Raw genomic sequence first — 26,827 nt, 5'->3', positions numbered from 1 at the left:
CACAATGTGGCGATCACGTCGATTGTCCAGCGCTGACACCAGTCCCGAGCTTGTAGATGGCCTCGAACGTCTCGCGTGGCACCCTCGCGGGCGCAAGGATATTTCTGGGGCCGCCGAAGCCTCGGTCGAGCAGTTCGTCGTAACTCTTGCGTCGTACCCCGACGGGGAACATCTCGGTGTCGGAAAGGCGAAGCGCCTGTACGAGACCGTGCTTGTTGGCCGCTTCCTCGATGTCGCGGAGGCTGAACACGCCGAAGTGGTTGAGCGCTTGGTAGAGCTGCTCGGGAGTTCCGGTCTCGATGGCGTCGAGGAGTGAAGTTCCGATGAACTGGGCAGGCCCCACGCTGCGATCCTTGCTCAGGTACCAGAGAATCCGACCTGGAGCCGACAGGGTGCTGTTGTGGCCGCTGCGGTAGTAGACCTGCTCGCGGCCAAGCGCCAACTCAGCGCTGCGGGGGGTAAGAATGGCCGGGTGTCCGAAGAGTTCCGCGCTCCACGATGGCCGGATGGCCACGGCGAAGTGCGGGAGACCGCTGTCGGTAATCTTCGCGGGCCACCACGCACGTTCGTAGGAAGCAGCGACTTCAGCAGGCAGGCCAGGTGCCAGCAATGACGTGGAGTCCACTCCCACGAGGCGGTGGGCCGCGGCGACGGCGGTGCTCACCTCAAGTCCTGACCCGCAGGTGTCGATCACCCAGGCGTACCAGCCACTCTCGATGGGCTGGTACTGCTCGTGGCTCGCCGCACGGCTCAACAACGGGGTCAGGTAGGGATCCTCGATCTTGACCACCTTCGCGCCGTACTCCCTGGCAGCCACGCGCAAGTCCCACAGCAGACGGCGTGCCATGGTCTCGGCCATTTTGTGATCGGCGATGCGAAGCAGGGGAACGCGCAACACGCCGTTCTCGACGAAGGAAGCGCTGCATCCGACCGGCGTTCGGTCGGAATCCCTGACGATCGAGACAGACCGGATGATCTTTGCCAGACCGTGGAGGCGTTCGCGGAGTTCCTTCGCCGATTCGCCTGCGGTCTTGTTCAAGAAGGCCATCAAAGTCGCTTCGGACTCCGAGCCCGCTAGTTCCGTGCTGAAGTGGCTTCCCTCAAGTGCTCGCGGTTGGTAGGCCGCGGCGTGTGCGAGCTCGTCGAGGTGGATCACGAGGTGATCAGGATCGATGATGCGGAGTCGTGAAAGCTCGGGCACGTTCTCCATCTGGAGGACGATTGGGGCTACGTCGTTGCGCAACCGCAGGTCCCACGTCAGGAATACTTGCAGGCCGCTGGCTGCCGATTCGGCCAACTGCCACAGATCTCCGGTGTCCTGCGGCGACTTCGGGAAGGTCGGAATCCGTGCGCGCACAGCATGGAGGAGTTGATCGAACAACGCCTCGACCCGCGACGAATCCTGGGGAGACGGACGCTTGAAGGTGTTGGCGGCCGAGGTCAGCCGATCTCGGAGGTTCTCCGGGTGACGCTCGATGTCCCGTTCGAGTCCGCGCGGCACCACGAGTTCGATGTTGCTGTCCACTTCTGGTGCGAGGAGCACCTGCGACCGCTCCGACGTTGGGTGCTTGGGCCTGAGCTTGAGGTCCATGACGATGTTCACGTCGATCGCGACCTGTAGCACCGGCGCCTCGTCGAGCGAGGTGAACAGGTCGGGGTGGCCGTGGTCGAGCCACCACACCGTCATCGGTGCGTTGTCCTTGCCGCGCCCCTTGGCGCGACCGAGTTCCTTGAACCCGAGTCCGCGCCACACCTTCTGGATCTCGGTGTAGTCGTCCCGGCACTTCACCCGGATGCCAATGCGTCCTTGGTGGTTGCGACTCACAGCGTTCACCAGTTCTTGGGCAACGCCGCGTCGACGGTAGTCCGGCAGGACGCAGAGGTGCGTGATCGCAACTTCGTTGCGGGGCAACCGAAAGAGTGTGTACCCAATCGGTGTGGCGCCTTCGCGAACCATGTACAGAAAGCCCTTTTGCGCTGCGTCGTGGTACGCAGCCTTCGGCAAAAGCCCCAGCGTCTTTTTTGAGCCATTCCCCAATTCGATCAAACGTTCGATTGTGCTCGTGTCGGACTCCGGCACTGCCTCGACTATGTAGATCGCAGATGTGGACGCCACGCTGGAAGTGTGACCCATCCGTGTCGCCGGTTCGCGATTTCGCCTGAAGCTCACCTGACAGGACGAATCAAACCACTCGTCACGCTGTTCGAGTTCTCGAACAAAGTTCGAACGGTCCTGGCGTTGGGGTGGTGATTCAGAAGGGTTCTTCGCCGACTGGCCATCGTCGTGTAACCGCAGTTTGCGGGACCAGATGGCGCATTCGGATCGAGCCGATGTCGGACTCGGATGTGATGCTGTAGGACACCAACCCCAACCATGCGCCTTCGCGTGCGCGCAGCCAGGCGTGGAGTACGCCAGGGACTCGGGCGGGAATGGTCAGGCCCTCGCTCTGGACGAGGGGCACGGGTGCTCTGCGGGACGGTTCCACCCAGGGGGCGTAGATGGCGGTCAAGGCAATCCACACGTCCACAGCCGGATCGTGGCCTCGGGCAAGTGCGCGGTGCACCTTGTCGAACATGTGTTCGAGTGTGCAAGTTGATCGGCCTTGAACACAAGTTCGGCTCGCGGCTGTCATCAGCCGAGCGCTGTGCGTGATCAGGGATCTGTGAGGGAGTTGACCCCGCCATGCCCAGCCAGCCGGTGCCGCGCCCACTGGCGGGCAGCCTCGGTGGCTGCGGTGTGGGTGAACCTGCGTTCCCACATGCAGACAGCGGAGGCGGCGAACGCGGTGATTGCCTCTGGTGGCGCTTGCGCGTAGCCGTCGAACTGTCGCGCCCAGTTCTCGGCTGTTTGTGGGGTGTGGCCCGCTGCTATGAGGCGGATGACGAGGTAGGCCGGGTCGAACCACGGCGCGCCGACTTGCCACCACGCCCAGTCGACAACGACTGCGTGTTCGGACACGAGGATGTTGGTGGGGTTCAGATCGGAGTGGATGAGGGTGTTCCCGTCCATGTAGGAGGGTGCCTCGTTTGCCAGAGTGACGAGGAGATCGCCGTTCTTCGCACACCACGGGTCGGACTCCGCGAAGGACACCGACTCGAGTTCTCGTGTCAGCGCCTGTGCCCATCGATCGCGCATCGACCGCCGTGCAATGGATGTCGGGGGAATGGCGACTCGACCGATCATTTCCAGCGCGTCGGCCACGAGAGGCAAGTGGTCGGAGTCAGGGGAAAGGTCGGCGTGTCGCCCGGACAAGTGCTCGTAGCCGAGCAGCAGCCACCCCGTCGTCTCGACGTGCCACAGCAGGCGCGGGGCGAGCCCGTTGGGCAGCAACGGGGTTACGGCGATCTCGTTGAGGTGCATGTAGACGATGGGCGAGTTCGTCGAGATCCCCTTGCAGAACACGGGACCGCTGTTGGTCAACAGGGTCTCCGATAGTTCCGAGTTGCGTCCGCCGGGCGTCGACTCGGACTTCACCACCCGGCCGGTGTGCTCCTCGACTGCCTTCTTCGCACCGTCGGGCAGTTCGTCCCAGGTGTGGCGAGTGGTCATCGTTTCCTTGCTCTCGATCTACCGGCCGTCGCCGTCGCCTTTACCGCAGTTGGTGCACCCCTGGAAACACTGCGTGCACTGGCCCGACGTCGCCGTCCACAGCTCGGCGTCGACCTCGAAGCCGGAGGCGGTCATCGCCTTCACGGTAGGGGCTAGTGCCTTGCGCGTCTCGGCGGACCCGCCGCGCGGAGCGGTGAACTCGTCGGGCACATGGTGGATGAAGTAGCCCGCCACGCGCTGGCAGAACTCGGCGTAGTCGACGGTGTTGAGGATGAACTGGTGCCACCCGAGGTCGACCTTCCGACTCGGGCGCAGGTGCTGTCCGGGGTGGTCGACGCAGGTCTTGAGGAACGCCGCGGCCTGGTCCACGATCCGAGCGGCCTCGTCACCGGTCATCCCGGCGTGCTCGTTGATCAACTGCACGACCAGGCGGTCGCGCACGGCGGTCGGGATCAAGGTGTTCATGAGGGTCGAGGTCATCCTGCTGCTCCAGTCCATGGTGTCGGAATCGGGCCGGTAGCCCGAACCAGCCGTGGGGCCAAGGGGTGGTCGGGCGAAGGCAGGACCCGCAACGCGTCGATGACGTCAGCCAGCGTCCCGCTGGTCTCCCAGACGATGCCCGGTGGATCAGTGCCATCGGTCCGCAGCGCCATCGCGTCGCCATCGCCTCGAACTCGGACCGCGTCGATCCACCCGCCGTGCCAGAGCCGGAAACCCTCGATCGTGGTGGGAACACCCTCGATCAGGTCGCGGTGGAGAAAAGTCCAGCCCACGTCGCGCAGTGCGATGACGCCTGCCAGAACCGGGTAGGCGGCGATGGCCGCTGTGTCGCTCACTCCGCGCCCGATGGCGCTGGGCATCGCAGGCCCGTGATGATGCCGAGGTCCGGCAAAGGGTCGCCGTGGACGCGGTGCACGACGCGGTGCCCGGTGAAGGCCTTCCTGCCGTGCAGCCAACGGTGGTTGTCGAGGAGGTAACCCTGCCCTGCGGCGAGCTCGATCTCGATCGCGTGCCGTTCGATCGCCGCGCGCAAGACCGGAAGCCACCAGGAGACCTCGGGGGAGAACCGCGCGAGCTCGTCTTGCCGCAGCCGCAGGAGCAGCCGTTCTCGTCGTATGGTGGTAATGATCGAGCCGAGATGACCGCTCGCACCCCCGAACAAGGCCGATCGCGGCCCCATGAAAGCGTGGAGCGCGTCGGGATCGGACTCGGCCAAATCGTCGTGGACCGCTTGGCCGTCCACGAGCACGGCTTGGCCGCCGGACACCGCGCTCGTCGAGCAGCTCATCATCAGCAGCGCTGGTGGAGCCGTCGAGCCGGAGCAATCGGTATGGGGTGCCAGTTCGGCCGCGCTGAAGCCGGCCAGCCCGGTTCGCGGGGTGGGCTCGCCCAGGTCGATCAGGGTCGTGACGCCGTCGAGGTCGCTGTCGCGATGGGGGACCACGGTCGCGATCGACCTGGCCAGCAGCAGCAAGTCCTCGCGAGTGGGCAGGTCGTCCATCAAGGCCAGCCCTCGAGTGGTCAAGGCGGAGATCACGCGGTCGTGCTCTGTGCCGCAGCGGCGAGCCTCGACCAACCTGGTCCTCGTCCCGCTCACACCCAGTCGTTGCATGAAGATCAGGAGAACTCACCCCGACGGCCACGTCCAGTGACAGATTGTCAACACCGCGTGGCCGGGTCACGGTGGCTTGCGGTGCTACGTTGCCGGATGACCAACCACCAGTGACCTCGGAGGACACCCGTGACGACCCAGGCGGCCTACCCCATCTCGATCAAGGGTGTCGTGGTGCGCGAGGGCAGGGTGTTGCTGCTGAAGAACGAGCGTGACGAGTGGGAGTTGCCGGGTGGGCGCATCGAGCCGGGTGAGACTCCCGAGGAGTGCGTGGCCCGCGAGATCGCCGAGGAAACCCGGTGGACGGTCACGACCGGGCCGATCCTCGACACCTGGATGTACTACATCGAGGTGGCCGAGAAGAACGTGTTCATCGTGACCTACGGCTGCCACCCCGACACCGATGCAGCGCCCGTGCTGTCCCACGAGCACAAGCAGGTCGGCTTGTTCACCGAAGACGAGGTAGACGGCCTGACCATGCCCGAGGGCTATCGGCGATCCATCACGACGTGGTTCACCCGGCTACGCGCGGACGCCTCGGAACCCGCGAGGTAGACCGCCGTGACCGGCCGATGGTGCGAGACGTGCGGAACTCCCCTGGGAAACCTCACCTCCGAGCCGTCTTGCCTGGCCTGCTTCGCGCCAGCCCGCCACCCACCGTCATCCGTGCCTGCTCGGCGTCTTCTCCCCTCGGTCTGGATGTGGTCCACGCCGGAGTCCGCTGGCGCCCTGCGCAGCCGTGACCTGGCGACGATCCTGCGCCTGTACCGGCGCCTCAACCACCTCAACCAAGAACAACTCGCTGCCCTGCTGGGCTACGACAAGACCTACGTGTCGATGATCGAGACGGGCCGGCGTGTCATCAACGACATGAGCACCCGCCGCCACATCGCCACCACCCTCGGCCTGCCGATGCACACGCTCGGCGTCACCGGCCACGACGACGCCGACTTCGCTGCGATGATCCAGTTCGGCGACTCGACCATCCGCCTGGCCGAGATCGCCCGCCAAGCCGGTCGCGCCGTCGACGCCGTCAACGAGCTGTGGCCCCTGGTCGCCAGACTCGAGGCCCGATTCGCCGATGGCCACGCCGAACGCGACACCCTGACCCTGCTCGGCCACGCCCGCACCGCCCTCGGAGTCTCGCTCGGCACCGTGCTGCCGGAGGAACGACTGGCCGCCGCCGCGCGCTGGACCGGCCGAGGGCTCGCGGTGGCCGAAAAGCTCGGGGACAGGGCATTCCTGGCTCGCGCTCTGCGGATGCACGGCAACGAGCTGCGCAAGGCCGACCACACGCGAGCCGCGGTTGCCCACCTGACCCGAGCCGTGTCCACCTCGGATGACGCCGACGGGCGTGGAGCCGCTCTCGGGTTGCTCTCCCGAGCGGCGGGTGAGCTGGGCGACGTCGGTCTTTTCGACAGCGCGATCAGCGGCTACCGGACCCTGCTGGAGGGCATCGCGGTGCCGAGCATGCTGGTCAACTCGTTCACCTTCCGGGAGATCCACCTGCGTGGACTGGTGTCCACGGGCCGCGCTTCTGAGGCTGCCCGGCTCATGGCTTCGGGCCTGCCGAAGGCTTTGGTCGCACCGCAGTGGTACGTCATCGAACGCGTGACCACCGCAGAAGTCCTCTTGGCCGCTGGTGAACGGGACGGAGCCGAGGACGCACTCCGGTCAGCCGTCGTTGAAGCTGAGACGCACCGGTTGCCCCACCAGATCCAGCGGGCCGTGCGAGCGGCTGGCCGTGGCGGACTGATCCACGTCGCTGCCGACGGGCGCGACGTACTCCACCGCATCGATGCAGTGCTCGCGCCGTCCCGTCCCACTGCCGCAACCCGCGAGGCGACGTGATCGCGGCAGCGTAAGACCTTGCTCCGAGCGGTCAAGGTCGTGCGATGGCGAGATCGTTGCTACCGGTTCATCGCCATCGACAACCGCGCCGCATAGGCCGTCGAGATCTCACAGGTCGAAGCGGCCTGCCTTGATCGCACTGACGAACTCGGTGAACTTGACGACGTCGACACCGATGGCGTGACCCGTGGGGTTCTTGGAATCCCTCACCCAGGCGCCGGGCCCGGCGAAAGCGACTTCAGCGCATGCTCCGTTCTGCCCGTTCGAGTAGCTGCTCTTCTTCCAACTCGCCTGGCGCGGGTCGGCTCTCATCCCACACCCCTTCCGCTCGCCTTCACAGGTTCGTCCTCAGCCTATCCAGCAGGGGTGAGGACTCTGCGGGGTCGCGAGCGACGAGCTGTGCCTGCTCGAACATGGCCTTGTACCGAGCGATCTCGTGCGGGCGGTCGAGGTACGAGGCGATCATGTCGTTTTCGAGGAACACGAGTTCCTGCATCGGCTCCGGTGGTACGCGAAGCAGGACGAACTCGGCACCTTGGGCCGCGTAAGCGCCGGCGCTCAGCGGGACGATGCGGAGGTCGACGTTCGGCAGCTTGGCCAGTTCGATGAGCTGGGCGAACTGCTCGCGCATGACGTCCGGTCCGCCGACTTCTCGAACGAGAGCGGCTTCGTCGAGCACGACGCTTACCGCTGGGGAGCGCGATCCGGTCAAGTCATCCAGCCTGTGCTGGCGCAGTTCGACGGACCGCGCCAGGTCGTCCTCGCTGCAGTCCGGTTTCGCGGCGAGTCGGAGTGCACGCACATAGGCCGGGACCTGGAACGGACCGAAGATCAAGCTGGGTTCGTGGGCGAGGATCGTCTCGGCCTGGCGTTCCATCTCGTGGTAGTCGACGAAGTCGCCGCGGAGGATCGTGCTGTAGCGGCTGAGCTGTCCCGGTTTGCCGGAGTCCTCGGCCATGCGAACGAGCTTGCGCTGCTCATCGGCGTCGACTCCGTAGAGCGGGCACATCAGCTTCACGTAGGCAGGCTTGACTGCTTGCTTGCCGGTTTCGATCTTGCTGAGCGTCGCCACGGAGATGCCCACCTCGGTGGCGACCGTCGCGGGCGAAACGTCCGCTGCTTTCCGCAGCGCTCGGAGCTTGTTGCCCAGGACCTTCCGCAGGAACGGTGGCCGCTGGTCGTCGTCGCTCATCCATCCTCCAAGCCGTACGTGGTGACCAAGTGTGATGGACGGTTTCAGGCTGTGCTCAGGGGGTTCATCCTAACGAACGATTTCGGGACGAAATTTCGTCCCGTAGTATTTCGCCTGTCGGGTGGGATGTTGTCCGATGGCTCGTGGCCTCGCCCCCACAGGTTCAAGCGCGGCAACGGGTCGGGCGGTTCGAGGTGCGGTCGTGCCTCGAACCGCCCCGTCGTCGCCATCGTCAGGAGGTGTGCCGTGAACGGGTCGGCATGGATAGTCGTGGTTCTCGCCGGGGGAGCGCTGGCGTCGATCGCGTCGTACGGGATCGGCCTCTGGAGGCGGAAAGCCGGTCGTTCGCGTGTCGGGGCAGGGGACTCGTGATGGGGTCTCGACCGTTTCGGTGGTTGCCGCTCACGGGGAGCCGACATGCCATCCGGTGTGAACTGGTCGCCGGCGACGTCGGCAAGACGCTGTGCGGTGTGCCGCTCACAGTCCCGCGTGGCTGCTCGTCCAACGTCCAGTGGTGTTGGCCGACCTGTGCTGCCTGTGACGCCGCTTGGCGGCGGTTCGAGGGCATTCCCTTGTTCCCGCGGCAGGAAATCGAGGGTGGATCCGCTCGTCGGAAGACCTCTCAGGTCGCAAGGTCGGGGAGTCGGCCGTGACGACCACTCAGAATCACGTGGTGTTCGGTGCGCTCCAGGAGAACGTTCTGAGCCGCTTGGTGGAGATGTGCGACGTCGCGGTCAACGGCGACTCGGATGCCGCTGCGTCGTTGGCGCGGACGGAAGTGCCTCGCCTGGTTGCTGGGCTTCGGGCGCTTGTTCTCCAGCACCGGCCCGATGAGAACGGGCAGTGTGTTCAGTGCGTGGCCGGGCGGTGGTGGCGTCGCATTGCTGTGCCGTGTCATGTGCTGCTGGAGCTTCAGTTGTCAATGATGAAGTACGACGAGAAGCCAATTCGGCCGTCCAGGCATCGCGCGCGTACCCGGCGATCATCGTGATGCCTGATGCGCCAGCACTTCGTTTGTCCACTCGGGACTGGTATGTCCATGCCTTTGCTGTGGGCCAGCTTGAGTTGACGTTGGTAGAGGCGCTGTGCGGAGAAGTCTTCCTGATCACTGAGCTCGACCAAGTGGTTGACGTGGCTCCCACTCACATTCCCTGTGTTCTGCAGTTCGCGGACGTGGCACGTCGTCATGTCGAGGCTCTGCGGGCAGTTGGTGGCTTGGTGGGGGAGTCCTGACTCCTGCCGACGTCGTTGTGCACCTCCAACGACTTCGGTCCTTGTATGCCACTCCTGCGTGCTTGCCGCTCGCGTCCGGTTCGAGCGCCCACGTCGAACGACGTGCGGATCGCGCTGAGCGCAGCTCGTCAGGAGCACTGAGGTCGGCGGGACTCTCCCTCCCGCCGACCTCGCTTTCGTCGCTGTGTCGAAGAAAGGGATCTGTCGATCATGTCGAGTCTCGAGGAGTCCGTCGTGCGCCGCCCGATCGGTGCAGCCGCAAGGGAACTCGGTGCCGAACTCCGGCAGGAGCGGTTGCGGGCTGAGATGGGTACAACCACCGTCGCCAACAGCCTGGGGTGGTCCAAGGCCAAGCTCAGCAAGCTCGAACGTGGTTGGCGCGGCACGGACGAGTGGGACGTCGGCACCCTGCTCGGCGCCTACGGCACCGACAAGAGCATCCGGGAGCGGCTCCGGAAGCTGGCCCAAAGGCAAGATGACGACTGGTTGGTTCGTGACCACGTCGGTCGACGGCCCGAGGAACTGTTGTGCTGGCGTGTCCATGAAGACCTGGCGTTGAAGATCGCCTGCTACGAGCCGCTGGCCATCCCGTCGTTGCTGCAGACCGAGAACTACGCACTGGGGCTGGCAGGCGGTGTTGCCGAGGTGGGCGACCAGATCGAACCGGCAGTGGGGCCGCACTTCGAAAGCCGTCAGGTTCTCGACGGCTCCGTGGGCCCCGAGGTCACCGTCTTCATCCACGAGATCGCGTTGCGGCTGGTCGTGGGGAACGAGACGGTGATGCACGACCAGTTGATGCACCTGAACTTCCAGGGTGACCGGGAGAACGTCCGGTTGCGGATCGTGCCCTCGTCCGCGGGAGCAAGGTCTGCCCTGCGTCGTCCCGGCGTGCTCATGACGTTCGTCGAGCCGTTGAAGTCGCTCGCCTGCCTGGAGACCGAATCCGCGGTGGTGTTCACCGAGCAGGAACAGGCGGTCAGCGCTGTCCAGGAGAAGTTCGACCTGCTGGACGAGGTGGCGCTCGGAGAAGACGCTTCTCGGGACGCGCTTCGGCACTGGGCCGACGTCTACGACAACGCAAGTCGGTGACCGGGTGCCCACCGGCCGCCCTGCCGGGCGGCCGGTGCGGTGATCGGCTACCCCTGGGGTTGGGCTGTCCTGCAGATTCGGTGCTCACTGTCCTCGATCAGGTCCGGGGCGTTCGGGATGTAGTAGGCGTTGACCACGTGGTGAGGGCCGTCGGCGTAGAACGGCATCGAATACCACGGCGGAACACATCGCCGCTCGCGCCAGCCGGTGTTCCAGTCGACTTGGATGAGGATGAACGAGTTCCCGCAGTGGTAGTACCTCGCGGTTGCTCGCTCGTGGTCGGGGTTGGTGAAGTAGAACCCGCACGTGCCGTCCGTGCTGACCTGGGCCGATGCTGGTTCGGCGGTGGCGGACGCGAGGGCGAGTAGCGCCGTCAGGCCGGTGAGTGCGCGTCGAACCGTGATTCCGGTGTTTCCCATGGGTTTCCTTCGTGAACGTTCGGTCGCATTGTGCGTCCGGTCGTGTTCGAAGATTCCCATTTCGGTTTTCGGTCGGCTACCTTTCCTTGCTATTCGAAAATAGAAGAATAGGGATCGGCATCACCGCAGAGCTTCCAGGTAGCTGACGCCGCCTTGCTGGACGAGCAGGCGGGTCAGTTCGCGGTTGCGGCCGGCCATGTGGTCGAGGATGTCGTGTTCGTGCTGGGGTGCGGTGCGCAGCAGGGCGAAGAGGAAGGCGGTCGTCGAGGTCGGCATCTTCAGCTTGGGTGCCGTGAACGTGGTGGTGGGTAGGGGATACAGGAGGATGACGGCCGCGTCTCCCAGCTCCTGCTCGGTGGTCGTCTCGAGCGTGCGGCTCACGAAGTCCTCGACGGCGTGGTCCGGCACGATCAGGTTCAGCCACGGGTGGCTGTGACTCCAGAGCCCGAGGCTTTCCAGCAGCGCGACGTCATCGGCCATCTGGTGCAGGAAGGTCGGGTAGTCACGGTCCTCCTGGACGTCGGGGTGCTGGTTTGTCAGCCCTGTCAGCAGCGATCCGGCATTCGACTTGTCGTAGGTCGTCGCGTAGGTGACGTAGCTCCAGCCGGTGTCCTGGTCGAGCTTCACCTGGCCTACCAGGTGGTCGACCCGGCGTTCGGCCATGAGCAGTCGTTGGTCGGCCAGGAAGTCTGCGAGGTCGGTGTAGCTGAGCCGATAGGTGCGTGTCTGCTGCGGTGCCGGGATCAGGCGCAGTCTCGCGCGGACGATCACGCCGTGGCGTCCTCGACCTGCCAGCACCGAGGAGAACAGCTCCGAGCCGGGGTAACAGGTCCGCGGGTCGCCGTCGGGGGTGATGACGTCGAGCGCCAGCACGTTGTCGGTTTGCGCGCCGTGATGGTGGCTGGCTCCGCCGATGCCGCCGACCGACAGGGTGCCGCCCACGGAGAGTTCGAGGTAGTCGGTGAGCACTGGCGGGGTGAGGCCGTGGGGGAGTGTCGCGTCGAGCACCTGGCTCCACCGCGCGCCGGCGTCGACCACGACGTGGTCGGCACCGATGTCGTGGACTTCCTGGAGCAGGCTCATGTCCACCACGACGCCGTCGGCGGTCTGTGCTTGGCCTGCGGTGGAGTGTCCCTGGCCACGGGGAACCAGGGGGATGGCCAGCTCGGAGCTGAAACTCGAGAAGGCGACGAGGTCCGCGGCCGAGCCGGGCTGGAGGACCGCGAGGGGCCTGTGGTGCACGAGGTGGCCGAAGTCGTCACTCGCCGCCGCCAACGCCTCGTCGTGGATGGCGACCTGGCCGTCCAGAGGAGGCAACGGGATGAAGCCGGATCTCGCCTCGGCGGTGAACCGCCTGTCCGACGGGTCGAAGTAGGTGGCGTGCCGGACGGGTGCGGATTTGGCCACGGACTCTCCTGGTCATGTCGTTGGTCATCCTGCTCGCCGAGGGGTGCCCGCGGCTGTGAGATCCAGGGCGTCGAGGTCCGCTTGGACGTCGAGGGCTCGCCAATCGCCTAGTTCTTCGAAGTGCTGGAGCGCCTCCTTCCACGTGGACCGAGCAGACCGCTGATCGCCGAGTTCCAGGTGGACGTGACCCAGCTTCTGCAGTGTCCTGGCCCTGCCCCACTGGTCGTCCGTGCTGGAGCTGAAGGCCAAGGCGCGGTTCAGATACTCCAGGGCAGCCGCCCAGTCGCCGCGGTCGCGGTGAACGTCGGCGATCTTGTCCAGCGCACAGCTCTCGGCCACTTGGTCGCCGAGCTCGTGCAGCAACGCGACACCTTGTTCCAGCTCGTGCAGCGCGTTCGCGTGCTGCCCTCGGGCGCGGTGGGTGTCGCCGATGTACGTGGTGGTGATCGCCCACGCCCAGCGGTCGTTCAGCTCGGCGCTGATGCGTTGGGCCTGCACGTAGTGGAGCGCCGCGGGCTCGTCCTGTCCGCAGGCTTGGAGCGCGCGGCCGAGCCCGATGTGGCTCCACAGCTGCCCGCGGGCGTCGTTGGTCCGCCGACGGAGGTCGAGGGCCTCCGCGTAGCAGGTCGAGGCGTCCTCGATCCGCCGCTGATCGAGGTGGGCGTTGCCCAGGTTGTTCAGAATCCACGCCTGGGCCGCCAGATCACCGACCCTGTGCGCCACCGCGAGGCAGGCCGCCAGCGGACGCATCCACGCCGTCCAGGGCTTGCGCCAGTACAGGAAGTCGGCGAGCACCACGGGCAGGCCCAGCGCGACCTCTTGGACGTCCAACTCGGCGGCACGCATGGCCGCGCTCGCCACGTTGCGCAGCTCGACTTCGCTCCACCGGCGGGCGTCGGCCGCCGAGCCGAACACCGGCCGGAGGTGGGCGATGTCCTCGCAGTGGTCCAGGGGCTCCTGTGGGCGTTGAGGCGACATGACCGCGCTCGCCGTCTGAGCGGCGAGCTGGTACCAGCACAGCATGCGGCTCACGGACTTCGACACCTCGGTCGAGGGCTCGTCCACCGCTACTCGCTCCGCCGCGTAAGCCCGCAGCAGGTCGTGGAAGTGGTAGCGCCGCAAGGAGTCCTCTTCCAAGAGGTGGCCGCTGCACAGGACGTCGAGCAGGCGGGCCGTCTCCACGAGGTCGCTTCCTGCAAGCGCGGCAGCCGCTTCGACACCGAAGTGCTTGCCGGGGTGAAGGCTCAGCAGCGTGAACAGGCGGGCGGCCTGGGGATTGAGGGCACGGACGGACCAGGAGAACACCGCACGGACCGCCTCGTTCGCGTCGTGCGGCGAAAGGGCGTCCAGACGTCGGTCTACGTCCGCCAACTCGTCGGCCAACGCCGTCAAGGTCAGGTGCCTGTGTCCGGCGATGCGCTCGGCAGCGACCCGAAGGGCGATGGGCAGGCCGCTGCAGAAGGCGACTATCCGTTCCGCGGCCTCCGGCTCCGCGTTGACCCGCTCGGCACCGATGACATCGCGAAGAAGAGCGAGCGACTCGTTGTCCTTGAACGGCTCGACCGTCATGTGGTGCGCGCCGTCGTAGACCGCCAGACCGGACAACCTCCGTCGGCTGGTCACGATGACGGCACACCCGGCCGCGGCGGGGATGAGAGGACGGACCTGCTCGATGTTGGCCGCGTTGTCCAGCACGAGCAGCAGTCGAGCCCCGGCAAGGACCGAGCGCAACATGGCCGACCGGCGATCCGGCGTCGACGGGATGTCCGACGTCCGGACTCCGAGCACGCGCAGGAAGTCCTCCAGGACGTCGTTCGTGTCGATCGGGCGATCGCCGGGGGCGTAGCCGCGCAGGTCGACGAACAGGACCCCGTCGGGGAAGCGGTTCTTGACCAGGTGGGCCAAGCCGACCGCGATCGTGGTCTTGCCGACTCCGGCCGGGCCGTCCAGCGCGATGAGTTGAGCGGTCGTCGAGTTGACGAGGTCGAGCCGATCGCGGTCCAGGGTGGCCTGCAGCGTCCGCATCAACTCGACCCGTCCCACGAGCCGTCGCAGCGGTGGAAGTTGCGCGGGCTTCACGCCCTGTGGCTGAGCGCGCTGGAGTTGGGCGGCGAGCAAACCGACCAGCTTCCCGCCGGTCTCCAACGCCTCGTCGCACGCCCGCGCGAAGTCCATGGAGGCCGGTTTGGTGCCGTGCTCCACGTTGGAGATGTGCCCGACGCTGAAGTGGCAGAGCTTCGCCAGGTCGGCGAGCGAGAGGCCTGCGGCGTTGCGCAACGCGCGTACTTCGGACCCGACGACCGAGGTTGCCGAGTTTTTGTCGTTATTCGTTATTCGGCTCAAAGCGAATACACCGTCCCCCTGTTCAATCCCCCAGTCGATCCCGACACTCGTAGTTGAGATCAGTTGCTGTCCACTCCGCCGGTACGAGAGGTCGAGCATATGCCGGTTCATCAGGACTCGTCTGGCGATTCACGTGGACGAAGCCCTGTTCGGGTGAATGGTCACCTGACTGGCAAGCCTGTGTTGACCCAGTGTCACCCCATGTCAGAGGAGGTTGTTGTGCCTGTTTACACGGTATGGGGAATCCTTGGGATAGCGGCTGGGCCGGTCTTGGTGAATGTGATAGATGACGTGCGGACGAGTCACTCTCGAGTCGGGTGCTGGTTGTCGGACAGGGGATCGCACCAGGTTTGGCGAATCGTCACCATTTCGGTCGTGGCGAGTGCGTCATCCGTGGTGATGGCCATCCGATTCACCGATTCCGAAGCGCTTCCCGCGTTGTGCTGGCTCGTGCAGATCGGAATCGTGCTCACGTTAATCGACTGGGAATGCCGATTGCTGCCGCGCAGCGTCGTCGGAGCCGCTTACCTCGGTGGTGTCGTCCTGCTGGGCTTGGCCTCCGCCGGACAGGCCGACTTCGCGCCACTCGTGCGGGCGGTGCTGGCGTCGATCGTGGTCGGCTTCCTGGCCTTGGCGCTGGCGGTCGGTTTCTCGCCGGGACTCGGGGGTGGCGACGTCACGCTCTTCGGCACCGTCGGCTTGTACCTCGGGTGGATCGGTTGGCACGAGGTCTTCGTGGGTGTCTTGATGTCGTTCGTGCTGGCCGCTGCCGCCGCGACCCTCTTGCTGGCGTGCAGACGCATCGCCGCGCACGACCAGTTCGCCATGGGCCCGGCCATCGTCGGCGGCGCGCTCTTCGCGCTCCTCCTCTCCTAGCTCCTCCGCACCAACCAGGGGGTTGAAATGTGCTTTCCGATCAAGACCGACGACCGGGCCCTGGAACAGGACCTGATGCGCGGCAAGGGCATGGCGATCAGCTTCGTCATGATGGTGCTGACCGCCTGCGGCACGCCCGCCCCGCCCGACATGAACGTCGCTGCCAAGAGGAACGCGATCGGCGCCTACGTCGGCATGTGGGAGGAAGCCGCCAGGGCCGCCACGACTTCGGACCGCGACTTGTCCGCCATCGCCCAGTACGCGACAGATGAAGCGCTGGAGACGCTCACCAGGGCCGTGGGAACCGACCGCGCCAACGGGATCTTCACGAGGGGGATGCCAGCGAGCGATCCGGAGGTCTTCTCCGTGGATTCCGCGCTCCGGCCTTCCGTGATCGGGATCTTCGACTGCAGCGACCGGACGAGCGTCGCGAAGTACCGGATCGACGGCGAGCTCGCCGAGGAGATCGACAACGGTAGGCGGTCGGTCACGGCCCAGGTCGAGCACCAAGCCGACAAGACCTGGCGCGTCACCCAGTTCGCCGTGGGGGAGGTCGGGACGTGCTGAAGCGCCAAGGCTCCACACGGCTGGTCGCGATCGCCCTTCTCCTCTCGACCGCTGCCGCGTGCACCGCCGAACCCACCAGCCAGCCCGCCGAGGCGGGCCCCAAGACCGGTGTGGACGCCTCCACCACCCCAGAGGCGTCCACACCGGCACCAGACCCAGCGCGAGCAGCGGGCGAGCAGGCGATCGAGACCTACCTCGGCATGTGGCGGGAGATGGCATCGGCGGGGGAGACCTCGGACTGGCAGTCACCGGCGCTCTCGTCGTTCGCGACCGGCGACGCCCTGTCCGTGATCACCAGGAGCCTGTACACCGACAACCTCGGCGGGGTCGTGACGAGAGGGCGTCCGTTGAACGCTCCTCGTGTCTCCAGCACGGATCCCGTGGAATCGCCTTCCGTGGTCATGGTCGCCGACTGCGGCGACAGCACGAACTCGTTGAAGTACCTCAAGGGCACAGACCGGCTGCTCAACGACAGCCCCGGCGGGCGCCGCACGATCACCGCGGAGGTCAAGAAGCAGCCCGACGGCTCATGGCGGGTCACCCGCTTCGCGGTGGGAGGGCTGGGCTCATGTTGAAGCCGGTGTGTTTTCTGGCCTCGTTGACGGTCGTCGTCGCGCTCGCGGGCGATGCCCCGGCACGGGCCGACGACATCTGGGGAGACGTCGCCTGCGGGCAGCTCCCGCGTCCCGGCTGCGAGCTCGGCGCAGGGGTGATCGGCCACAACGGGGTGGAGTCGCCGGGACACAACTCCGCGGGCACCGTGCCAGGTGGAGACCACGTCGCTTCCGACGGGCCGGATTGCCGCAACGTGCCGGTCGACTACAAGGATCCCGCTGGACAGCAACCCGCAGGCGAAGGTGGCTGGTTCATGGTGCTGTGCTCGCCCGACGGCAAGGACCCGGACTCCCATGGGCCTGTGTGGATCGCGAAGGGTGCCGAGGCCACGCCGACGCTGACACCCGCCCAGGTAGCGCAGATGGCACGAAACAGGTTGCGCCTGCCCGAGGTCGTGATCGCGGCCAGCCCGTCGAACGAGCAGTTGGTGAACCTGCCGACCTGGCTCTGGCTCGAAGGCGGTTGGCAGCAGGTGACCGCGACCGCAGGCGTGCCAGGGGTTTCGGTCACCGCGGTGGCAACGCCCACCTCGGTCACCTGGTCCATGGGGGACGGCGGTTCGCTCGTCTGCGAGACAGCGGGCTCGGCCTTCCCGACAGGCGGCGACCCTGCGGCGGAGTCGCCGGACTGCGGCTACACCTTCCGCACCTCGTCTTCCGGCCAGCCCGAGGACGCCTTCCCCGTGACCGCGACGGTGAGCTGGACCGTGAACTGGTCGGGAGCAGGTCAAACCGGGACGTTCCCGAACATGGCGATGTCGACCTCGACGTCGTTCCGTGTGGCCGAGGTCCAAGCCATCGCGAGCGGCTGACCGGTCCCCCTCGCCGCTGAAGGCGAGTTTTCGAATCGAACCCCAAGGTGCGTCGACCGCTTGGCCGACGCGTCGCGATGGCGTCGTGCCAGAAGGAGGCTGATCATGATCGCTTCGGCTCCCACCACACCTCATTCGACGGCCAAGGACCGAGCGCTGCCAGGCGCTTGGGCGGGCCGCGAGCAGGCGGCGAAGAACTTCTCGCGCTTCAGCGGCAGAAGCCGACGGAAGGTTCCCCTCCTGCTGCTCGGGATCCTGTTGATCGCGGCGTGCGCCGCCGGCGGAGTACTCGCCGGCGCACACCTCGGCGACCGAGAGGACGTACTGGTGCTCGCGCACCCGGTAGCAGTCGGTCAGATCTTGACGCTGCAAGACCTCAAGCAGGTCAGCTTGTCCGCCGACTCCACGCTGGAGCTGGTCCACGCATCCGCGATGTCGACGATCATCGGCCAACCAGCGGCGTTCAGCATGCCCGCCGGCTCGCTGGTGACGCGCTCGGTCCTCGGCGCGACTCGGATCCCCGCCAGGGGCCAAGCGATGGCTGCGGTGGGTCTGAAGCCCGGCCAGTTCCCGCCAGACCTGACCCTCGGCACCACGGTGGCCGTGCTCGCGGCCGCACCCCAGACAACCGGCGCCTCAAGCGGACAAGCCCCATCGTGGACCGCGGTCGTGGCCGCGATCGCCGACCGTGAGGCCGAGCAGACCACGGTCCTGACGCTCCAACTCCCCGAGCCTGACGCCCGAGCGCTGGCGTCGGCTCCGGCTGGGCAACTCAGCGTCGTGAGCATTTCGGGGGGTGGACGCTGATGCTCGTAACCGTCTGCTCGCTCAAGGGTTCACCGGGGACGACCACGTTCGCCACAGCGCTCGGGGCGCGTTGGCCCACGCAGGAAAGCCCCATCGTCGTCGAGGCCGACCCCTCCGGCGGAGACCTCGCCGCACGATTCCGCCTCGCCGAGTCGCCGGGTTTGGTCAGCCTCGCCGCGGCTGCCCGCGGTCACGGTGGAGATCCGGATCTGCTTGGACAGCACGTGCAACGGCTCTCCTCCGACCTGCGGGTCGTGCTCGGTCCCGCAGGCGCGGAGCAGTCGCGCGCCGCGCTCTCCGTGCTGGCCGCCTACACCCCTTCGCCTCTGCGCAGCGCGGCGAGCCGAGCGGGCACAACGGTCATCGCCGACTGCGGCCGCGTCGATCCCGACTCGCCCGCACTGCCGATCATCCGCAGCGCGGACACGATGCTCCTGCTCGTCCGGCCGCACGACGACGAGCTGGCTCACGTGGCTCTCAAGCTCCACATCGCTCAAACGTGGTCGCGCAGGCCGTGCCTCGTCTTGGTCGGCGATGGGTACTCAGACGCCGAGGTTTCCCGCGTTCTCGGCATCCCGGTGCTCGGCCGCGTCCCCCGTGACGACAAGGGCGCCGCGGTACTCGGAGGCCGAGGCAACCGGCGACACGGGCCGAGCCGATCAGCGGTGGGACGTGCGGCAGCGAAGATCGCGGCGAACGTCCACGCCCACCGGTACGCCGATCCGACCAGAAGCTCACGCGTGCCGCCGGCTCGGTTCACGAGCCAACCGCTTGCCGCAGCGATCCGGAACGGCGGGACGTCATGACCTCGAACAACGGCACGGCAATTCTTCAGAACCTTTCCGGTCTCACTGAGCTGCCCCACCGCCCTGCGGGGCACGCTGCGGCAGTCGATCGCCTTCGCCAACGGCTCCGGGATGAGCTGTCCACGCGGCTCGGCGACCGCATCAAGGCGGACGAAAGCGCTGGAAGCGCCCCGATGACCTCGGAACAACGTCATCGGCTGGCCGAATCGATCCTGCAGGACGCTGCGGAGGCACACGCCCAGACCGAGCTCCACAACACCGCGGCGGGCGGGATGGTGGTCCCGGCTGACGTCGAGCACCGGGTGATCGCGGCCGTCCTGGACGAGGTCTTCGGTCTCGCCGGCCTGGAGCCGCTGCTGGCGGATCCCTTGATCGAGAACGTGAACATCAACGGCGACAGGGTCTTCGTCAAGTACGCGGACGGACGTCGGGCCCGCGTCGCTCCAGTGGTGGGATCGGACGCAGAGCTCGTCGACCTCATCCGGGACCTCGCCGCTCGGAGCGGTCTGGAAGAACGCCGCTTCGACCGCGGATCACCCATCGTCAACTTCCAGCTGCCCGGTGGCGAACGCGTGTCCGCGATCATGGCCGTCGCGGCACGACCTTCCGTCTCCATCCGCCGCCACCGGTTCGCGCGAGCCACCCTCGCCGAACTCCGTGAGCGCGGCACGGTCGACCTCGCCTTGGAGAACTTCCTGGCGTCGCTGGTGCGCGCCAAGCGCAACATCCTGGTCACCGGCGGAACCGCGATCGGCAAGACCACGATGCTGCGTGCCCTCGCTTCCGCGATTCCGCCGTGGGAGCGGTTGGTCACCATCGAGGACGTCTACGAGCTCGGCCTGGGCGAGGACCCCGCAGCGCACCCGGATGTGGTCGCGCTCCAAGCCCGCGAGCCGAACGTCGAGGGTCAAGGGCGAATCTCCTTGTCCGACCTCGTGTGGCAGTCGCTGCGCATGTCCCCGGAACGCGTCATCGTCGGCGAGGTCCGCGGCCCCGAGGTGATCCCGTTGACCAACGTCATGTCGATGGGCAACGACGGCTCGATGGGCACGCTGCACAGCAGCTCCAGCCGTGGGGCGTTCACCAAGCTCGCCGCCTACGCCGTGCAGGGTCCCGAGCGGCTCCCGGTCGAAGCGACGAACATCCTGGTCGCCAACGCCCTGCACTTCGTGGTGCACCTCGACAAGCCCCGCGGCGAGGACGGGCGACGGGTGGTCTCCTCGATCCGCGAAGTCGTGGATGCCGAGGGCTCCCAGGTCGTCAGCAACGAGGTCTGGCGGCCAGGCCCTGACCGGCGCGCGGTGCCGGGTGCGCCGCTGCGCACCGGGACCGCCGAGTTGCTCGTGGACGCGGGCTACGACCCGGAACTCGCCGACCGGCGTGACGGGTGGTGGGCACCTTGATCACCAACTCCGTGCTCGGGCTGTTGGGTGCTGGGTTGGCCACGGGAATTCTGCTCGTCGTGGCCGGACTCCGTCGGACCAGGCGACCTGCGTCACGATCACGTCGGAGCGTTCGACTTGAGCGCAAGCAGGTCGTTCTCCTGGCCGTCGGCGGTATCGCGGGCTTGGTGATCGGAGTCGTCACCGGCTGGGCGATCAGTGCGGTCCTGGCCGCCGCGGCCGTTGTCGGGCTACCGCGAACCGTCGGTGCCAACGTCGACCACAAGCGTCAGCTGGGACGAATCGAGGCGATCGCCTCGTGGACCGAGATGCTGCGCGACACCTTGGTCGCCGCGGCCGGCTTGGAACAGGCGGTCCTGGCCACGGCTCCAATGGCTCCGGCCGCCATTCGGGAGGAGGTCGTCGAGCTCGCCGCCCGTCTCGAACGCGGCGAGCGACTCGCGTCCTCGCTCCGTGTCCTCGCGGACCGGCTGAGCGACCCCACCGCCGACCTGGTGATCGCCGCGCTCGTGCTCGCCGCCGAGCACCAGGCCAGGCAGCTGGCGGAGTTGCTCGGGGAGTTGGCGGCCGAGGCGCGCGAACAGGCGGCTATGCGCATGCGGGTTGAAGCCGGACGAGCTCGAACCAAGACCAGCGTGCGAGTCATCGTGATCACGACGTTGGCCTTCGCCGCGGGCTTGGTCCTGCTCAACCGTGACTATCTCGCGCCGTATGACACCTCGGCGGGCCAGCTCGTCCTGCTGCTGGTCGGGTCGTTGTTCGCTGTCGCCTTCGTCTGCCTGCACAGGATCGCGCGGCTTGACCCGCCGGACAGGTTCCTCACCGAACTGGCCGCAATCAGGCCCGATCTGGCCGACGTCGACGAGTTGTCGGTTGGCGAAGGAGCACGGTCATGACCGGTGTTGCGCTGTGCGGTGCAGGGCTCGGCGTCGGCCTGTGGATGGTGGCGATGTGGGCCTTTCCACCGCGGCCTCCGCTCAGCGCCATGGTCGACCGGTTGACCACCGTCTCCGAGACCACGCGGATCGTCGCACCCGAGACCGGATGGCCTCTCGCGATCGGCGGTCCCTTCGTGAAGCCGCTGCAAGCACTGGGTCTCCCCAGCAGCAGGCTGCTTGACGATCTCGCCGTGACGGGGACCGCGATCTCTCGGCACTTGGCGGAGAAGGCGACCTTCGCCCTGGCAGGGATCCTCTTGCCGGTTTCGGTCGAGTTCATGCTGGTGCTGATCGATGCGGGACTTGCCTGGCAGGTTCCGGCCGCCTCCAGCGTCGCCCTGGGCGCGCTCGGGTTCGTTCTGCCGGACTTGAAGGTGCGGCGCCAAGCGGCAAGGAGGCGTGCTGTCTTCCGGCACGCGCTCTCCGCCTACCTCAACCTGATCCGCGTGCTGCTCGCCGGAGGAGCCGGGGTCGACGGAGCCCTTTCGGACGCTGTCGGCGTTGGGCAGGGCTGGGCGTTCTCCCGGATTCGACAAGCTCTGCTCACCGCTCAAGTCACGCGGACGACCCCCTGGTCGACCCTGGGACGGCTCGGCGGTGAACTCGGCATCACCCAGCTCGCCGAACTCGCGGCCTCGCTCAGCCTGGCCGGAACGGAAGGCGCTCGCCTCCGCGCCAGTCTCGCCGCCAAGGCAACTGCACTGCGCACGCTGGAACTCACCGACGCCGAAGGTGAAGCGCAGTCAGCGACCGAGCGCATGAGCCTTCCCGTGGTGGTGCTGTTCGGCGGGTTCCTGGTCTTCATCGGGTTTCCCGCGCTCGCCCAAGTTCTCGGCGGCCTCTGAACCCTTGCGACCGTCCACAACAGATGGAGGACAAGACGATGTTCGTTCAAGCAGAGGTCTTCATCGCTCGAATCCGCGCAGAGCTGCGACGCCTGAGCCGTGACGAAGGCGGCTACTCCACCGAGGCCGTGGTGGTGACCGCGTTGCTGGCTGGGCTTGCGATCGCCGTGATCGCGATCATCGTCGTCAAGGTGACCGAGAAGGCGAACGGCATCAACCTGTAGGTGGTGAACGAGATGGTTCGACAGCGATCCACGATCCGCGTGAGGGCGGCGTTGGCCAGAGTTCGCCGCGACCAGACCGGTTCCGGCACGGTCGAACTGGTCCTCGCCACGCCGCTCCTGCTGCTGCTCGTGCTGCTCATCGCACAGTTCGCGCTGTACCTGCACGCCATGCACATCGCCCAATCCGCCGCGTCGCAAGCTCTGTCAGCGACTCGAGTGCACGGAGGTAGCTCATCGGCGGGCACGGCCGAGGGACAACGAGTCCTGGCGATGCTGGGAAACGGGCCTCTGCGGGACGGCTCTGTCTCCGTTCGACGTGGGGGTGACCAAGCTTCGGTCACCGTCGGCGGAACAGCGACCAACATCCTTCCGTTCCTCAGCTTCCCCGTCAGTGCCCGAGCCGATGGGCCGGTGGAGAAGTTCACGCCACCGATCAGTTCCGCAGCCACACCATGACCCCGCGCTCAGTTCGCCTCGACGAACGAGGATCGACGGCGACGGAACTCGTCCTGCTCACCCCGCTCCTGATCGTGCTGCTCCTGTTCGTGGTCCTGTGCGGCCGAGTGGCGAACACGAAGCTGCGCATCAACGACGTAGCCCACCAAGCTGCCAGAGCCGCGACGCTGACCCGCACACCAGCCCAGGCTGAAGCGGCGGCCCGCAGCACCGCTCAGGCGACGTTGGCTTCAGCGGGCATCGCATGCGAATCCCTCGCCGTGCGAACCGACACACGGGGGTTGAGCCCCGGCTCGACCGTCACCGTCACGGTCACCTGCGTCGTCGGGCTGAGCGACCTCGCGCTGCTGGGAGTCCCAGGCACTCGCACCTTCGAGTCGAGCTTCGCCTCGCCGGTGGATGTGTGGCGCGGCGGCGCGAGGCCGGATCCGACGCCATGAACATCCACCCGACGTCACTCCGGCGCCGTCTCCCAACAGGGGAGGGCGGCCGCGTCACCGCGTTCGTCGTCATCCTCGTCACGGCGTGCCTGCTGTTCGCCGCCTTGGTCATCGACGGTGGCTTGGCACTCGCCGCCAAGACCAGCGCCTTCGGAGAAGCACAAGAGGCAGCTCGAACGGGAGCACAGGAGATCGACCTGGCCGCCTACCGGGCCGGGGGAGCCGTTCAGCTGGTTCCCACTCGGGCGGACAGCGCGGCGAGGGCCTACCTGGCGGCCGCGGGACACGGCGGAACGGTTTCGGTCGCGGACGACGCCGTGCAGGTCACCGTCACGGTCACCTACGACACGAAGCTGCTCGGTCTGGTCGGTATCGGGTCGATCACCGTCACAGGAACAGGGCAGGCCGAAGCACAGCGCGGTATTTCCGGACCCCGGCCGTGAGGTGGGGACGATGACCCGTCTCGGTCAGGTACTCCGCGGTCTTCTCGCCCTCACGCTCCTGTTGGCGGTGGTGTTGGCACTTCCCTGGGCGCTTGTCCGCTTCGTGGGGTGGCCGCTGCCTGATCACCTCCCGAGCGCCGGCGAGGTCGAATCGGCGCTGCTCGGTGCCCTGAGCACGCAGTCGGTGCTCCACGTGCTGGCGTGCCTGTGCTGGATCGTGTGGCTCTACTTCGTCATCGACCTGATTCTCTGGCTCGCGCAGGCGGCGCGCGACGTCGTCCGGCCCGCGATCCGCTCGCCGAAGCCGGTGACGGGCTTGGGCGCGGCCCTCATCAGCACGGTGGTCATGACCTTGCTCGTCGGCAGGGCCGCAGCATCTCCGTTGTCGGCCGACCTGGGTCCTGCCGTTGAGACGACACCATCTGCTGCGACCGCGCCGCTTCATCCGAGCGTGGTTCGCTCACACGGTGAGCAAGTGGGCACGGCCAGCACGACGACAGCGCCGCCGGGAATGGTCGAGGTCACCGAGGAAGTCAGGGCACCTGAGGCGGGGGTCTACGACAGCCTGTGGAGGATCGCCGACCGCGTTCTCGGCGACGGTGGTCGGTGGCCGGAACTCTACGAGCTCAACCGTGGCGTCCAGCAGGCTGACGGCCGAGCGCTGGAGGAGCCGGGTGTGATCAGGCCAGGCTGGATGATCACGGCACACGTCCCCGCGTCTTCTGTTCCCCAACAGCCCGATGAGCCGGTCTCGCCTCCGACGACAACAACTTCACCAGCACACCCGACCAGCAGCGAGCCAGAGCCTGTTGAGGCAGACGAAGGGGCCGGTATCTCCCTGGACACCGGCGGGTTCGTGAGTCTCGCTCTCGTCGGGGTAGCCGCCAGCGCCGCGATGTCCGCTCGGATCTGGCGCCGTCGCCGCTACCGGGTGAGCAGCGGGCATCGCACCGATCTTGAACGGCCGATGGGTCCGGTCGTCCGGTCCCTACGGTTCGAGTATCGACAGGACATCGGGGCCTTGCGGCCGCTGAAAGCGCCTGAGCCGTCCTCGTCCACCTCGCCCGTCATCGCGCCCCAGATCGGCGTTCACGATGGCGTGGAGGTCGCCCTGGACCTCGCCACGACCCGCGGACTGGGACTCGTCGGTCCGGGTGCCAACGATGCCGCCCGCGCGCTGGTGCTCCACCTTCTTGCGCAGCGGTTGAATGGCGACGCTGTCCGCGTCATCCTGCCGGTCGACGACCTGCAAGCACTTCTTCCCGATATCGCCACCAGTTGCCTGCCTTCAGCGGTGACCATCGCCGATTCTCTCGATGGGGCCTTGGACGAGGTCGAGGGTGAGCTGCTGACCAGAGCACGGATGGCCGGCAACGCCGAGGCGCGGCCCTCGACGGGCGTGGTTCTCCTGGCCAGCCCAGCTCAGCACAGCGAACGTCGCCTCCAAGCCGTGCTCGACAACGGATCGGCCCTAGGCCTTGCTGGCGTCATCCTCGGACCCTGGCGCGCAGGCGAAACCGTCCGTGTCCGATCGGACGGCACGACCATTCACGGCACCGGCAGCAAGCTCGCCGGAACGCGCTTGTTCACCCTGCCCGCTGCCGGAGCCAACGAACTGCTCGACCTCCTCAGCCAAGCTGAAGGATTGGTGCACGACCAGAAGCCTTCGGACGTGGCGCCTACTCCACCTCCCGCGGTGACTGCTGATGGCGAGGTGCGGCAATCAGTCGCCGCACCCGCGCTGTCTCAGACTTCCTGTCCTCCACTCACCTTGCGCGTTCTGGGGCCTGTCGAACTGCTGCTCCTCGACGTCGAAGGCGCGCCGCGGACCCTGGGGAGCGTGCTGACACCGAAACAGCGCGAGGTGCTCGCATTTCTCGCTGTCCATCCTGACGGCGCTCGTCGCGATGCCCTCAACGACGCCGTTTGGCCAGACGCGAAACCACCGCGCCCGTTCAACTCGCTGCACAACGCGTTGTCTTTGCTCCGGCGTGCGCTCCTCAACGCCACCATGGAAATCGGCTCCGACCTCGTGCTCAACGAAGATGGCCGCTACCGCCTCAACAATGCCTTGGTGAGCACCGATTACGACGGACTCCGGCACGCCTTGCAGGCGTCCCAGCGCAACGACCAGAGCGCCTTGGCGAGCCTCCGCGAGGCCATGGACCTCTACCGGGCCGACTTCGCCGAGGACGTCACGGCAGCGTGGGTCGAGCCCTATCGTGAGTCCATCCGCCGAGATGTCCTGGATGCACAAGGGATCCTGGGTTCCACCTACCGCGACACGAACCCAGAAGTCGCGCTGGACCTGCTGGAGCGTGCACGAAACCTGGACCGCTACAACGAAGGCGTCTACTGCGACATAATTCGTCTCCAAGGCCGCTTGGGTCGCTACTCCGCCATCCAGAGGACGATCCGTCTGCTGGCCGGCGTGCTGGATGAGATCGACCAACGGCCCAGCGATGAGACCCTCTCACTCGCAGACGCTTTGCGACACCAGGGATCTGCTTCCCAAGGAGACGCAAGCGCGACCTGATGTGGCTACGGCGACGACTGGGACCCAGCAGGCGAACCCGCAAGTGCCCACACATGATCCAGGGCCACTGCCGATTCGTGGTCCTTTTGGGGTTCCTGCTAGAGAGGAACCCCTCTTGTAATTAATTCTCGCAGCTCAGCGTTTCTATGAAGCCTTCCGGTGCAACACCCGACTCGGTGGCCGGCAGGCACATGAACAGTCGGCTTGATGGCTGGGTCACCTCTCGAACCGCTAGCGCGGCCTCACCCTGACACTTCCACTTCCGGTGCGAAGACGTTCTGCTCGTCCTTATTCGCTTCCCGTTCTGCCTCAAGGTCAACGGGGAGCGAGAAGCGGCTGCGGTGATCATGCTCCTTGCCTGGAT

Annotated in this window: 30 protein-coding genes; 19 read left to right on the top strand and 11 right to left on the bottom strand. The window is 66.7% G+C overall.

Annotated elements, in window-relative coordinates; genetic code table 11:
* Positions 1-13 precede the first annotated feature (13 nt).
* The 6 genes from ACFWW9_RS14800 to ACFWW9_RS14775 all read right to left on the bottom strand — a co-directional run bounded on the left by ACFWW9_RS14800 (position 14) and on the right by ACFWW9_RS14775 (position 5,162).
* Positions 14-2,080 carry a GNAT family N-acetyltransferase gene (locus ACFWW9_RS14800; RefSeq protein WP_390376612.1) on the bottom strand — a complete coding sequence of 689 codons (2,067 nt, stop codon included), beginning with the start codon at positions 2,078-2,080 and terminating at the stop codon, positions 14-16.
* A 172-nt stretch (positions 2,081-2,252) separates the two neighbouring features.
* The gene (locus tag ACFWW9_RS14795) at positions 2,253-2,576 is read right to left on the bottom strand and encodes a hypothetical protein (protein ID WP_390376609.1); all 324 of its coding nucleotides are present in this window, start codon (positions 2,574-2,576) and stop codon (positions 2,253-2,255) included.
* 77 nt (positions 2,577-2,653) lie between these two features.
* Entirely contained in the window at positions 2,654-3,550 is an 897-nt protein-coding gene (locus ACFWW9_RS14790; RefSeq protein WP_390376606.1) for a phosphotransferase, read from the bottom strand.
* 18 nt (positions 3,551-3,568) lie between these two features.
* Entirely contained in the window at positions 3,569-4,030 is a 462-nt protein-coding gene (locus ACFWW9_RS14785; RefSeq protein WP_390376603.1) for a glycine-rich domain-containing protein, read from the bottom strand.
* A complete protein-coding gene (locus tag ACFWW9_RS14780; RefSeq protein WP_390376600.1) occupies positions 4,027-4,386 on the bottom strand; it encodes a hypothetical protein in 360 nt (119 codons plus the stop codon). The genes ACFWW9_RS14785 and ACFWW9_RS14780 overlap by 4 nt, the downstream gene beginning before the upstream one ends.
* Positions 4,383-5,162: a TauD/TfdA family dioxygenase gene (locus ACFWW9_RS14775; protein ID WP_390376597.1), complete on the bottom strand. Its 780-nt coding sequence runs from the start codon at positions 5,160-5,162 to the stop codon at positions 4,383-4,385. Before ACFWW9_RS14775 ends, ACFWW9_RS14780 begins: the two co-directional genes overlap by 4 nt.
* Positions 5,163-5,291: 129 nt before the next feature.
* On the opposite strand from ACFWW9_RS14775, the gene ACFWW9_RS14770 reads away from it, so the two are divergent.
* Positions 5,292-5,717, top strand: a complete 426-nt coding sequence (locus ACFWW9_RS14770) for an NUDIX domain-containing protein (RefSeq protein WP_390376594.1) — start codon at positions 5,292-5,294, stop codon at positions 5,715-5,717.
* Positions 5,718-5,861: 144 nt separating this feature from the next.
* Positions 5,862-7,013 (top strand): helix-turn-helix domain-containing protein, encoded by a 1,152-nt coding sequence (locus ACFWW9_RS14765; RefSeq protein WP_390376591.1) that lies wholly within the window; start codon positions 5,862-5,864, stop codon positions 7,011-7,013.
* Between the two features lie 108 nt (positions 7,014-7,121).
* Here the strand turns inward: ACFWW9_RS14765 and ACFWW9_RS14760 are convergent, their stop codons facing one another.
* Positions 7,122-7,325 carry a DUF397 domain-containing protein gene (locus tag ACFWW9_RS14760; RefSeq protein WP_390376588.1) on the bottom strand — a complete coding sequence of 68 codons (204 nt, stop codon included), beginning with the start codon at positions 7,323-7,325 and terminating at the stop codon, positions 7,122-7,124.
* A gap of 22 nt (positions 7,326-7,347) precedes the next feature.
* The gene (locus ACFWW9_RS14755; RefSeq protein ID WP_390376584.1) at positions 7,348-8,205 is read right to left on the bottom strand and encodes a helix-turn-helix domain-containing protein; all 858 of its coding nucleotides are present in this window, start codon (positions 8,203-8,205) and stop codon (positions 7,348-7,350) included.
* A 260-nt stretch (positions 8,206-8,465) separates the two neighbouring features.
* Here ACFWW9_RS14755 and ACFWW9_RS14750 point away from each other — a divergent pair, with 260 nt between their 5' ends.
* The 3 genes from ACFWW9_RS14750 (at position 8,466) to ACFWW9_RS14740 (ending at position 10,527) form a co-directional block, all read left to right on the top strand.
* Positions 8,466-8,858, top strand: coding sequence for a zinc finger protein (locus ACFWW9_RS14750; RefSeq protein WP_390376703.1), 393 nt, complete (start codon positions 8,466-8,468; stop codon positions 8,856-8,858).
* The gene (locus ACFWW9_RS14745; protein ID WP_390376581.1) at positions 8,855-9,196 is read left to right on the top strand and encodes a hypothetical protein; all 342 of its coding nucleotides are present in this window, start codon (positions 8,855-8,857) and stop codon (positions 9,194-9,196) included. Before ACFWW9_RS14750 ends, ACFWW9_RS14745 begins: the two co-directional genes overlap by 4 nt.
* Positions 9,197-9,672: 476 nt before the next feature.
* Entirely contained in the window at positions 9,673-10,527 is an 855-nt protein-coding gene (locus ACFWW9_RS14740; protein ID WP_390376578.1) for a helix-turn-helix domain-containing protein, read from the top strand.
* Positions 10,528-10,574: 47 nt separating this feature from the next.
* Here ACFWW9_RS14740 and ACFWW9_RS14735 read toward each other — a convergent pair whose 3' ends face one another.
* The 3 genes from ACFWW9_RS14735 to ACFWW9_RS14725 form a co-directional block, all read right to left on the bottom strand.
* Positions 10,575-10,946 carry a DUF6355 family natural product biosynthesis protein gene (locus tag ACFWW9_RS14735; RefSeq protein WP_390376575.1) on the bottom strand — a complete coding sequence of 124 codons (372 nt, stop codon included), beginning with the start codon at positions 10,944-10,946 and terminating at the stop codon, positions 10,575-10,577.
* Between the two features lie 120 nt (positions 10,947-11,066).
* Complete coding sequence (locus tag ACFWW9_RS14730; RefSeq protein WP_390376572.1) at positions 11,067-12,353, bottom strand: FAD-binding protein; 1,287 nt, start codon at positions 12,351-12,353, stop codon at positions 11,067-11,069.
* 24 nt (positions 12,354-12,377) lie between these two features.
* Entirely contained in the window at positions 12,378-14,795 is a 2,418-nt protein-coding gene (locus tag ACFWW9_RS14725) for a tetratricopeptide repeat protein (protein WP_390376700.1), read from the bottom strand.
* Positions 14,796-15,071: 276 nt separating this feature from the next.
* Here ACFWW9_RS14725 and ACFWW9_RS14720 point away from each other — a divergent pair, with 276 nt between their 5' ends.
* From ACFWW9_RS14720 to ACFWW9_RS14655, 14 genes are all read left to right on the top strand, one after another.
* Positions 15,072-15,572: a prepilin peptidase gene (locus ACFWW9_RS14720; protein WP_390376569.1), complete on the top strand. Its 501-nt coding sequence runs from the start codon at positions 15,072-15,074 to the stop codon at positions 15,570-15,572.
* A gap of 27 nt (positions 15,573-15,599) precedes the next feature.
* Positions 15,600-16,139 carry a hypothetical protein gene (locus ACFWW9_RS14715; protein ID WP_390376566.1) on the top strand — a complete coding sequence of 180 codons (540 nt, stop codon included), beginning with the start codon at positions 15,600-15,602 and terminating at the stop codon, positions 16,137-16,139.
* Positions 16,133-16,714 (top strand): hypothetical protein, encoded by a 582-nt coding sequence (locus tag ACFWW9_RS14710; protein WP_390376564.1) that lies wholly within the window; start codon positions 16,133-16,135, stop codon positions 16,712-16,714. Before ACFWW9_RS14715 ends, ACFWW9_RS14710 begins: the two co-directional genes overlap by 7 nt.
* The gene (locus tag ACFWW9_RS14705) at positions 16,708-17,565 is read left to right on the top strand and encodes a hypothetical protein (RefSeq protein ID WP_390376561.1); all 858 of its coding nucleotides are present in this window, start codon (positions 16,708-16,710) and stop codon (positions 17,563-17,565) included. The genes ACFWW9_RS14710 and ACFWW9_RS14705 overlap by 7 nt, the downstream gene beginning before the upstream one ends.
* A gap of 105 nt (positions 17,566-17,670) precedes the next feature.
* Positions 17,671-18,372, top strand: coding sequence for an SAF domain-containing protein (locus ACFWW9_RS14700; RefSeq protein ID WP_390376558.1), 702 nt, complete (start codon positions 17,671-17,673; stop codon positions 18,370-18,372).
* Positions 18,372-19,178 carry a chromosome partitioning protein gene (locus ACFWW9_RS14695; RefSeq protein WP_390376555.1) on the top strand — a complete coding sequence of 269 codons (807 nt, stop codon included), beginning with the start codon at positions 18,372-18,374 and terminating at the stop codon, positions 19,176-19,178. Before ACFWW9_RS14700 ends, ACFWW9_RS14695 begins: the two co-directional genes overlap by 1 nt.
* Positions 19,179-19,351: 173 nt before the next feature.
* The gene (locus ACFWW9_RS14690; RefSeq protein ID WP_390376552.1) at positions 19,352-20,581 is read left to right on the top strand and encodes a CpaF family protein; all 1,230 of its coding nucleotides are present in this window, start codon (positions 19,352-19,354) and stop codon (positions 20,579-20,581) included.
* A gap of 167 nt (positions 20,582-20,748) precedes the next feature.
* On the top strand, positions 20,749-21,477 hold the full coding sequence (locus tag ACFWW9_RS14685; RefSeq protein ID WP_390376549.1) for a type II secretion system F family protein: 729 nt from the start codon (positions 20,749-20,751) through the stop codon (positions 21,475-21,477).
* Entirely contained in the window at positions 21,474-22,364 is an 891-nt protein-coding gene (locus tag ACFWW9_RS14680) for a type II secretion system F family protein (protein ID WP_390376546.1), read from the top strand. Before ACFWW9_RS14685 ends, ACFWW9_RS14680 begins: the two co-directional genes overlap by 4 nt.
* A gap of 23 nt (positions 22,365-22,387) precedes the next feature.
* Positions 22,388-22,588, top strand: a complete 201-nt coding sequence (locus ACFWW9_RS14675; protein WP_390376544.1) for a hypothetical protein — start codon at positions 22,388-22,390, stop codon at positions 22,586-22,588.
* A 12-nt stretch (positions 22,589-22,600) separates the two neighbouring features.
* Positions 22,601-23,044, top strand: a complete 444-nt coding sequence (locus tag ACFWW9_RS14670) for a TadE/TadG family type IV pilus assembly protein (RefSeq protein WP_390376697.1) — start codon at positions 22,601-22,603, stop codon at positions 23,042-23,044.
* Complete coding sequence (locus tag ACFWW9_RS14665; RefSeq protein ID WP_390376541.1) at positions 23,041-23,484, top strand: TadE/TadG family type IV pilus assembly protein; 444 nt, start codon at positions 23,041-23,043, stop codon at positions 23,482-23,484. The genes ACFWW9_RS14670 and ACFWW9_RS14665 overlap by 4 nt, the downstream gene beginning before the upstream one ends.
* A complete protein-coding gene (locus tag ACFWW9_RS14660) occupies positions 23,481-23,927 on the top strand; it encodes a pilus assembly protein TadG-related protein (protein ID WP_390376538.1) in 447 nt (148 codons plus the stop codon). The genes ACFWW9_RS14665 and ACFWW9_RS14660 overlap by 4 nt, the downstream gene beginning before the upstream one ends.
* A 10-nt stretch (positions 23,928-23,937) precedes the next feature.
* Entirely contained in the window at positions 23,938-26,463 is a 2,526-nt protein-coding gene (locus tag ACFWW9_RS14655; RefSeq protein ID WP_390376535.1) for a BTAD domain-containing putative transcriptional regulator, read from the top strand.
* The last annotated feature ends 364 nt before the right edge of the window (positions 26,464-26,827 follow it).

Source organism: Umezawaea sp. NPDC059074, assembly GCF_042738955.1.
Taxonomy (GTDB): domain Bacteria; phylum Actinomycetota; class Actinomycetes; order Mycobacteriales; family Pseudonocardiaceae; genus Umezawaea.
Note: the sequence above shows the minus strand (reverse complement) of the source record. Positions and strands in the feature narration are given on the sequence as shown.

What these genes read in the sequence shown, in the direction of transcription:
- ACFWW9_RS14795 (WP_390376609.1), bottom strand. Translation starts at nt 2,576, where the DNA reads ATGTTCGACAAGGTGCACCGCGCACTTGCCCGAGGCCACGATCCGGCT.
- ACFWW9_RS14790 (WP_390376606.1), bottom strand. Translation starts at nt 3,550, where the DNA reads ATGACCACTCGCCACACCTGGGACGAACTGCCCGACGGTGCGAAGAAG.
- ACFWW9_RS14785 (WP_390376603.1), bottom strand. Translation starts at nt 4,030, where the DNA reads ATGACCTCGACCCTCATGAACACCTTGATCCCGACCGCCGTGCGCGAC.
- ACFWW9_RS14775 (WP_390376597.1), bottom strand. Translation starts at nt 5,162, where the DNA reads ATGCAACGACTGGGTGTGAGCGGGACGAGGACCAGGTTGGTCGAGGCT.
- ACFWW9_RS14765 (WP_390376591.1), top strand. Translation starts at nt 5,862, where the DNA reads ATGTGGTCCACGCCGGAGTCCGCTGGCGCCCTGCGCAGCCGTGACCTG.
- ACFWW9_RS14760 (WP_390376588.1), bottom strand. Translation starts at nt 7,325, where the DNA reads ATGAGAGCCGACCCGCGCCAGGCGAGTTGGAAGAAGAGCAGCTACTCG.
- ACFWW9_RS14755 (WP_390376584.1), bottom strand. Translation starts at nt 8,205, where the DNA reads ATGAGCGACGACGACCAGCGGCCACCGTTCCTGCGGAAGGTCCTGGGC.
- ACFWW9_RS14750 (WP_390376703.1), top strand. Translation starts at nt 8,466, where the DNA reads ATGGATAGTCGTGGTTCTCGCCGGGGGAGCGCTGGCGTCGATCGCGTC.
- ACFWW9_RS14735 (WP_390376575.1), bottom strand. Translation starts at nt 10,946, where the DNA reads ATGGGAAACACCGGAATCACGGTTCGACGCGCACTCACCGGCCTGACG.
- ACFWW9_RS14725 (WP_390376700.1), bottom strand. Translation starts at nt 14,795, where the DNA reads ATGCTCGACCTCTCGTACCGGCGGAGTGGACAGCAACTGATCTCAACT.
- ACFWW9_RS14715 (WP_390376566.1), top strand. Translation starts at nt 15,600, where the DNA reads ATGTGCTTTCCGATCAAGACCGACGACCGGGCCCTGGAACAGGACCTG.
- ACFWW9_RS14705 (WP_390376561.1), top strand. Translation starts at nt 16,708, where the DNA reads ATGTTGAAGCCGGTGTGTTTTCTGGCCTCGTTGACGGTCGTCGTCGCG.
- ACFWW9_RS14700 (WP_390376558.1), top strand. Translation starts at nt 17,671, where the DNA reads ATGATCGCTTCGGCTCCCACCACACCTCATTCGACGGCCAAGGACCGA.
- ACFWW9_RS14695 (WP_390376555.1), top strand. Translation starts at nt 18,372, where the DNA reads ATGCTCGTAACCGTCTGCTCGCTCAAGGGTTCACCGGGGACGACCACG.
- ACFWW9_RS14690 (WP_390376552.1), top strand. Translation starts at nt 19,352, where the DNA reads ATGACCTCGGAACAACGTCATCGGCTGGCCGAATCGATCCTGCAGGAC.
- ACFWW9_RS14680 (WP_390376546.1), top strand. Translation starts at nt 21,474, where the DNA reads ATGACCGGTGTTGCGCTGTGCGGTGCAGGGCTCGGCGTCGGCCTGTGG.
- ACFWW9_RS14675 (WP_390376544.1), top strand. Translation starts at nt 22,388, where the DNA reads ATGGAGGACAAGACGATGTTCGTTCAAGCAGAGGTCTTCATCGCTCGA.
- ACFWW9_RS14670 (WP_390376697.1), top strand. Translation starts at nt 22,601, where the DNA reads ATGGTTCGACAGCGATCCACGATCCGCGTGAGGGCGGCGTTGGCCAGA.
- ACFWW9_RS14665 (WP_390376541.1), top strand. Translation starts at nt 23,041, where the DNA reads ATGACCCCGCGCTCAGTTCGCCTCGACGAACGAGGATCGACGGCGACG.
- ACFWW9_RS14660 (WP_390376538.1), top strand. Translation starts at nt 23,481, where the DNA reads ATGAACATCCACCCGACGTCACTCCGGCGCCGTCTCCCAACAGGGGAG.
- ACFWW9_RS14655 (WP_390376535.1), top strand. Translation starts at nt 23,938, where the DNA reads ATGACCCGTCTCGGTCAGGTACTCCGCGGTCTTCTCGCCCTCACGCTC.